Origin of the sequence: Paludibacter sp. 221, assembly GCF_010501035.1 — a bacterium.
Classification (GTDB): domain Bacteria; phylum Bacteroidota; class Bacteroidia; order Bacteroidales; family Paludibacteraceae; genus QVMH01.
Map to the genome: position 1 here is coordinate 1 of NZ_QVMH01000076.1, position 5,803 is coordinate 5,803.

The following is a 5,803-nucleotide window of genomic DNA, read 5'->3' on the forward strand; positions in this document are numbered from 1 at the left end:
ACGTTTGCAAAAGCATTTTTTTGAGGTGTTATTTGCTGAGAAAGATTCATTTTTTATTTTTCATTCCTCATTTTTACCCGAAGAATGTGGATACAAATGTAAGGGCTTTGTTTTTTTAGCACAAATATTTAACGGTATGGGTAGTGCCGCAACAGATTTGAATCTATATTTTGCTTAGAAACTGTTTAAATTTTGTTTGCGAAATTTAAACAGTTTCTAAATAGGTTTCGTGTTTATAAAAGTGTTTTTTTGCTTGTTTTATTACCAGCTTTATCAGTAATCTGTATTACATAAAATCCTTTTTCGGCGGGTGAAAATATTGTTGAATAACCTTGTGAATATGCTGAAAACTGTATTTTTCCATCACCGCTGAATATCCGAATTAAATTGCCGTTATCAGTTTCTATGTGGATATTTTTGTCTTTCGTATATATATTAAGTTGTATGTTGCCGGTGTTTGGGTTTTGGGTGTTTGTGGTGCCGTTTGGTAATTTGCCTACTCCTGCATGAGCTTTCACAATGTCCGGAACGTCAGTTGTCTTGTCTGTGTTATAATTGTAAGACTTGGAAGGGATAAACGTTGTTGCGGTAAAGGTGTTGTATTTGTCAACCTTGCTTTCGTCTATGTTTTCTTCGCCTGTCGGAATCCTTTTGCAGTTTTCGAAGATGTTGTTTATCTGTGTTACCAATCCTCCGTCGGCATCGCAAATGGGCTGTTTGGTGTCTTTGAAATAGCAATTTTCGATGTATGAATTGCTGTTAATGCGCGGGTCGAGCCCATCCAGACAGTTTTCCTGATAGTTGTTGTAATAATGATGCCTGCCGTGGCGTAGTAGAGGGAGCCTTGAGCCTTGTATGTTCTGAAAATAATTGTGATGTAATGTGGTTGTCCTGTCGAAATTATCGGAATTGCCTTTGCCGAACAGGCAGGCTTTGGAGTGGTCGTGAAAGTGACACCACGATACGGTAACGAACTGAACATTGTTTTTTATATCCAGCAGTCCGTCGTAGCGGTCTTTATGCTCTGTAGATTTGGGATAGTTGTAAAATTCGCAATGGTCTATCCATATATTGAAGCTTTCGCGCTTGTCTTTAGCAATATTGTCGTCATCGGCCTGAATACAGATGCAGTCGGGGTCGCCAATTAATACTTCGGCTCCATTGCGGAAGCCAACGATTTTGTTTTCGCCAGCTTTGCTTATGGGCACGTCCTGCATTGTAAACTTGATGTTGCGGATTATAATATTGCTTTGGCATTGTACAACGATACCGATGCGGTTTAGAAATGCTTTGTTGCCTATGCCAATCAGAGTTTTGTTGGAGCCTAACCGGATGATTTCGCCATAAGTTGTTTTAATTGCGGATGCTGATTCCGTGGTTATTTTGCCTGTTCCTTCTTCTATATACGCGGTGAGCCCGGTATTTATTTCCCTGTCTATTTCGATAATATAAGGGGTGGTTTTATCTTCGGCATAGGCTTTTAATTCTTCGAAATTTGTGGGTCTTACTACTTGTCCGCCTTCGCCTCCGGTAGTTCCACCGTTGAGCGTGGCAAACCCAATCATCGAAAAATCGGGGGTGGCGGCTGTAAGTAAACTGAAAACCTGTAGTGCGATTATAAATACGAATGTCTTTTTCATGGGTGTTTTGTTTTTTTACAAAAGTATTTGTTTGCCGTGTTCTAAAGGTGGTTGTTTTTGACGGAAATGATAGGTTAAATTGTCATTATTCTTTTTACTTGGTGGCTTCCGCCTTAGTTGCTCTTTTTGGTTTTTTGTAACGATGTAGCTTTTTGACGTTTTTGATACCAATTTTGTAGTAAAAGAATTGATACTTGGATATATTTTTTATCTAAAAATGATTACCTTTGCACGTCAAATTAAAAAAACGGAAATAATGGCAAAAATAAAAGGAGCTGTTGTTGTAGATACTGAACGCTGTAAAGGGTGTGATTTGTGTGTGGTAGCTTGTCCTTCGGATGTGCTGGCGTTGTCAAAAGAGCTTAATGCAAAGGGCTATAACTTTTCTTATATGGAAAATCCTGATGCCTGTATCGGTTGTGCTGCGTGTGCGTACGTATGTCCTGATGCTTGCATTACAGTTTATAAAGTAAAGTTGCAGGATTAATTTCAGTATTATTACATCAACTAAAATCATCAACGAAATTTAAATTCAATAATATGGAAGAAGTAAGACTAATGAAAGGGAATGAGGCGATTGCCGAGGCTGCAATCCGTTGCGGTTGCGATGGTTATTTCGGTTATCCTATTACTCCCCAGTCTGAAATAATGGAAACTATGATGCTTCTGAAGCCTTGGGAGACAACCGGAATGGTTGTGCTACAGGCCGAGAGCGAAGTTGCTGCCATTAACATGGTGTATGGCGCTGCCGGATGTGGAAAGAAGTCGATGACAAGCTCTTCGAGTCCGGGAATAAGCCTGAAACAAGAGGGAATATCCTATATAGCTTCGGCAGAATTGCCATGTGTTATTGTAAACGTGATGCGTGGAGGTCCCGGTTTGGGGACTATCCAGCCAAGCCAAGCCGATTATTATCAATCGGTAAAAGGTGGTGGACATGGCGACTATAAAATGATAGTGCTTGCTCCGGCTTCGGTGCAGGAAATGGCCGACCATACGGTGCTGGCTTTCGACCTTGCGTTTAAATACCGCACTCCGGTGATGCTGCTTGCCGACGGGGTTATTGGTCAGATGATGGAGAAAGTTGTTCTGCCTCCGTTTCAGCCACGTATGACTGAAGAGGAAATACGTGAAAAATATCCTTGGGGAACGCTTGGAAAACTTAAGGGTAATAAGAAAAATGTTATTACTTCGTTGGCTCTGCTTTCGGAAGAAATGGAGAAAACTAATAATCATTTGCAGGCAAAGTATCGTGAGATTGAAAAAAACGAGGTGTTGTATGAGGAGTTTCAATGTGAAGATGCTGACTATCTGATTGTGGCTTTCGGGACTTGTGCCCGTGTGTGCCAAAAAACTGTAGAAATGGCTCGCGAAGAAGGTATAAAAGTGGGGCTTTTGCGTCCTATCACCTTATTCCCGTTCCCAACAGAAACGATTAAGAAATATGCAGAACAGACAAAAGGCATGTTGAGTGTGGAGATGAATGCGGGACAGATGATTGATGATGTTCGCCTTGCTGTAAATGGAAAAGTGCCTGTAGAGCATTATGGCCGCCTGGGTGGTATTGTTCCTGCTCCGGATGAGGTTTTGAACGCTTTGAAAGAAAAAATAGTTAAGTAGTTACGAGTAAACGAGGATTTTTAGTAGAAAGGAAAATGGGAAAAGGAAAAAGTACTTTTGCCTTTAAACTTTCAACTTTTACCTGAAAATCTTGGTTTTTAGCTCTAAAAATAAAGTTATGACAACAAACGAAATAATAAATCCAGCCAATCTGGTACATAAAAAAACAGATTTATTGACGGATGTCCCTATGCACTATTGTCCGGGATGTAGTCATGGTGTGGTACATAAACTCCTTGCGGAGGTAATTGATGAAATGGGTATTCAGGAGGAAACCATTGGTGTAGCTCCGGTAGGTTGTGCCGTATTTGCATACAACTATATTGATATCGACTGGCAACAGGCTGCTCATGGCCGTGCGCCGGCAGTAGCTACCGGAATCAAGCGTTTATTGCCCGAACGTTATGTGTTTACATATCAGGGTGATGGTGACTTGGCTGCAATTGGAACAGCAGAAACGATTCATGCCTGCAACCGTGGTGAAAATATAATGATTATTTTTATCAATAACGGTATTTATGGTATGACAGGCGGACAGATGGCTCCTACTACGTTGGAAGGAATGAAAACTTCTACTTCTCCTTACGGACGTAATGTAGAGCTGAATGGCTATCCGTTGAATATCACTAAACTGCTGGCTGAGTTGGAGGGTACTTGCTATGTAACGCGTCAAAGTGTTCATAATGTAGCAGGTGTACGCAGGGCTAAAAAGGCTATCCAAAAAGGTTTTGAAAACTCGGAGCTGAAAAAGGGCACTTCGGTTATCGAAATAGTTTCGACCTGTAACTCGGGTTGGAAATTGTCTCCGGCGGCTTCAAACGACTGGATGGTAAAGAATATGTTCCCTGCTTATCCGCTTGGCGATTTGAAAAATGTGTAATCGGAAACTACACTTTTAAAATCTCTCCTAAAGGAGGCTTTAATTGTGGAGTGGGAAAGTCGATAGCCTCTCTTTTGAAAGAAAGAGGTAAAAATATAACAATTATTTTTTAACATAACAATTCTTGAGCCTTATTATGGTTTGAGATATTTAAATAAAGCCCCTTTAGGGGTTAGGGTAATATGAAAGAAGAAATTATAATATCCGGTTTCGGTGGTCAGGGAGTGCTTTCGATGGGAAAGATATTGGCTTATTCGGGTCTTTTGCAAGGACAGGAAGTAAGCTGGATGCCTTCTTATGGACCGGAGCAACGTGGTGGTACAGCTAATGTCACAGTGATTTTGAGTGATGAGCGTATCAGCTCGCCTGTATTGAACTCGTATGATACTGTGGTTGTGCTTAACCAGCCTTCGATGGATAAATTTGAAAGTAAAGTGAAGCCCGGTGGAACGCTTATTTTTGATGGGACTATACAGCATGTTTCCGCAAGAAAAGATATCAATATTTACCGTATAGATGCCAGCAATTATGCTACTGAGCATAATATGCTGAAAACCTTGAATATGATTATTCTTGGAGGATTAATTCAAGTTCGTCCTATTGCTACGGTGGAGAATGTTTTGCAAGGATTGAAAAAATCACTTCCTGAGCGTCATCACCATTTATTGCCTATGAATGAAGAGGCTATTAAAACAGGAATGAATTTGATTGAAAAAGTAAATTGATATATTTGCTAACTGGAAAAAAATATTTACTTTTGCACACATAAGAGCGGGATGTAGCTCAGCCCGGTAGAGTACGCGTCTGGGGGGCGTGTGGTCGCAGGTTCAAATCCTGTCATCCCGACACTAGGTATCAACCACTTACATTTACTTGTAAGTGGTTGTTTTATTTACTGGAACACAAATGGAACACAAATTAAGAATGAAAAACAGTTACTCTCTTTTCGAATTATCATAATTCGCCCGATATGAATAATATTCTTCGCTAAATAGTTTCTTTCTCAACTCTTCACTTACTTCAAATCGGGCAGGAAACACATTGATTACTTCGGAGTGTGAATGTTCTCCGTATTCATCAAAGGTATAATAACAATCGTGAATTGAGTCAAGAGAAATGCGGTTCCCATTTTTGCTGCTACGTGTATGTAAGTCCTGCACTTCTTCGAATGAAGGCGGCAGATTTCCTACAATTTTAAGGCTTACAATATTATAAAATAACACTTCAACCAAATCACCAATCTTAAATTGAACTTTATCCGCTGAACGTCCGAGAAATTCTTCAAACTTATGACCATCATTTGGTGTCTCAGACAATAGATTCTCAGCAAAAAGTGAACCATCGGGCAAATAACTTCGACTGCTTTCTATTGGCAAAATCCAAGTATTGTCAAGTGCATATTCTTCTATTAAAAACCCAAAATATCTCCAATTCCTTTTATCGACATGTTTTTGACTGTTCATTTGCTTCTCGGCTTTTTCGAGATTTGAAAAATAACCCATCGTGGAACGATATACATCAAATTCAGGGTATTGAGGATTATCATCCATGCAGTATTCTATTGCGATTAATTTGAAAATGGTTTTGTCTTTTGTCATATTTTTGATGTTAAGTTAGGATAATTGTTGCTGATATTCACACATCATTTATCAAAGTTCTGATA

The 5,803-nt window shown here is 39.7% G+C and carries 6 protein-coding genes and 1 tRNA gene; 5 read left to right on the plus strand and 2 right to left on the minus strand.

Annotated features, from left to right (window positions below; translation table 11 throughout):
- Nucleotides 1-233: 233 nt before the first annotated feature.
- Nucleotides 234-1,640 (minus strand): polysaccharide lyase family 1 protein, encoded by a 1,407-nt coding sequence (locus D0T49_RS12480; RefSeq protein ID WP_163632153.1) that lies wholly within the window; start codon nt 1,638-1,640, stop codon nt 234-236.
- A 256-nt stretch (nt 1,641-1,896) separates the two neighbouring features.
- Here D0T49_RS12480 and D0T49_RS12485 point away from each other — a divergent pair, with 256 nt between their 5' ends.
- The 5 genes from D0T49_RS12485 (at nt 1,897) to D0T49_RS12505 (ending at nt 4,986) form a co-directional block, all read left to right on the plus strand.
- Nucleotides 1,897-2,127 carry a 4Fe-4S binding protein gene (locus D0T49_RS12485; RefSeq protein ID WP_163632156.1) on the plus strand — a complete coding sequence of 77 codons (231 nt, stop codon included), beginning with the start codon at nt 1,897-1,899 and terminating at the stop codon, nt 2,125-2,127.
- 53 nt (nt 2,128-2,180) lie between these two features.
- Nucleotides 2,181-3,260, plus strand: coding sequence for a 3-methyl-2-oxobutanoate dehydrogenase subunit VorB (locus D0T49_RS12490; RefSeq protein ID WP_163632158.1), 1,080 nt, complete (start codon nt 2,181-2,183; stop codon nt 3,258-3,260).
- A 118-nt stretch (nt 3,261-3,378) separates the two neighbouring features.
- Entirely contained in the window at nt 3,379-4,140 is a 762-nt protein-coding gene (locus D0T49_RS12495; RefSeq protein ID WP_163632161.1) for a thiamine pyrophosphate-dependent enzyme, read from the plus strand.
- 182 nt (nt 4,141-4,322) lie between these two features.
- Nucleotides 4,323-4,865: a 2-oxoacid:acceptor oxidoreductase family protein gene (locus tag D0T49_RS12500; RefSeq protein WP_163632164.1), complete on the plus strand. Its 543-nt coding sequence runs from the start codon at nt 4,323-4,325 to the stop codon at nt 4,863-4,865.
- Between the two features lie 47 nt (nt 4,866-4,912).
- Nucleotides 4,913-4,986 (plus strand) — tRNA-Pro (locus D0T49_RS12505).
- An 89-nt stretch (nt 4,987-5,075) separates the two neighbouring features.
- Here D0T49_RS12505 and D0T49_RS12510 read toward each other — a convergent pair.
- Nucleotides 5,076-5,738, minus strand: a complete 663-nt coding sequence (locus D0T49_RS12510; protein WP_163632167.1) for a hypothetical protein — start codon at nt 5,736-5,738, stop codon at nt 5,076-5,078.
- Nucleotides 5,739-5,803 lie beyond the last annotated feature (65 nt).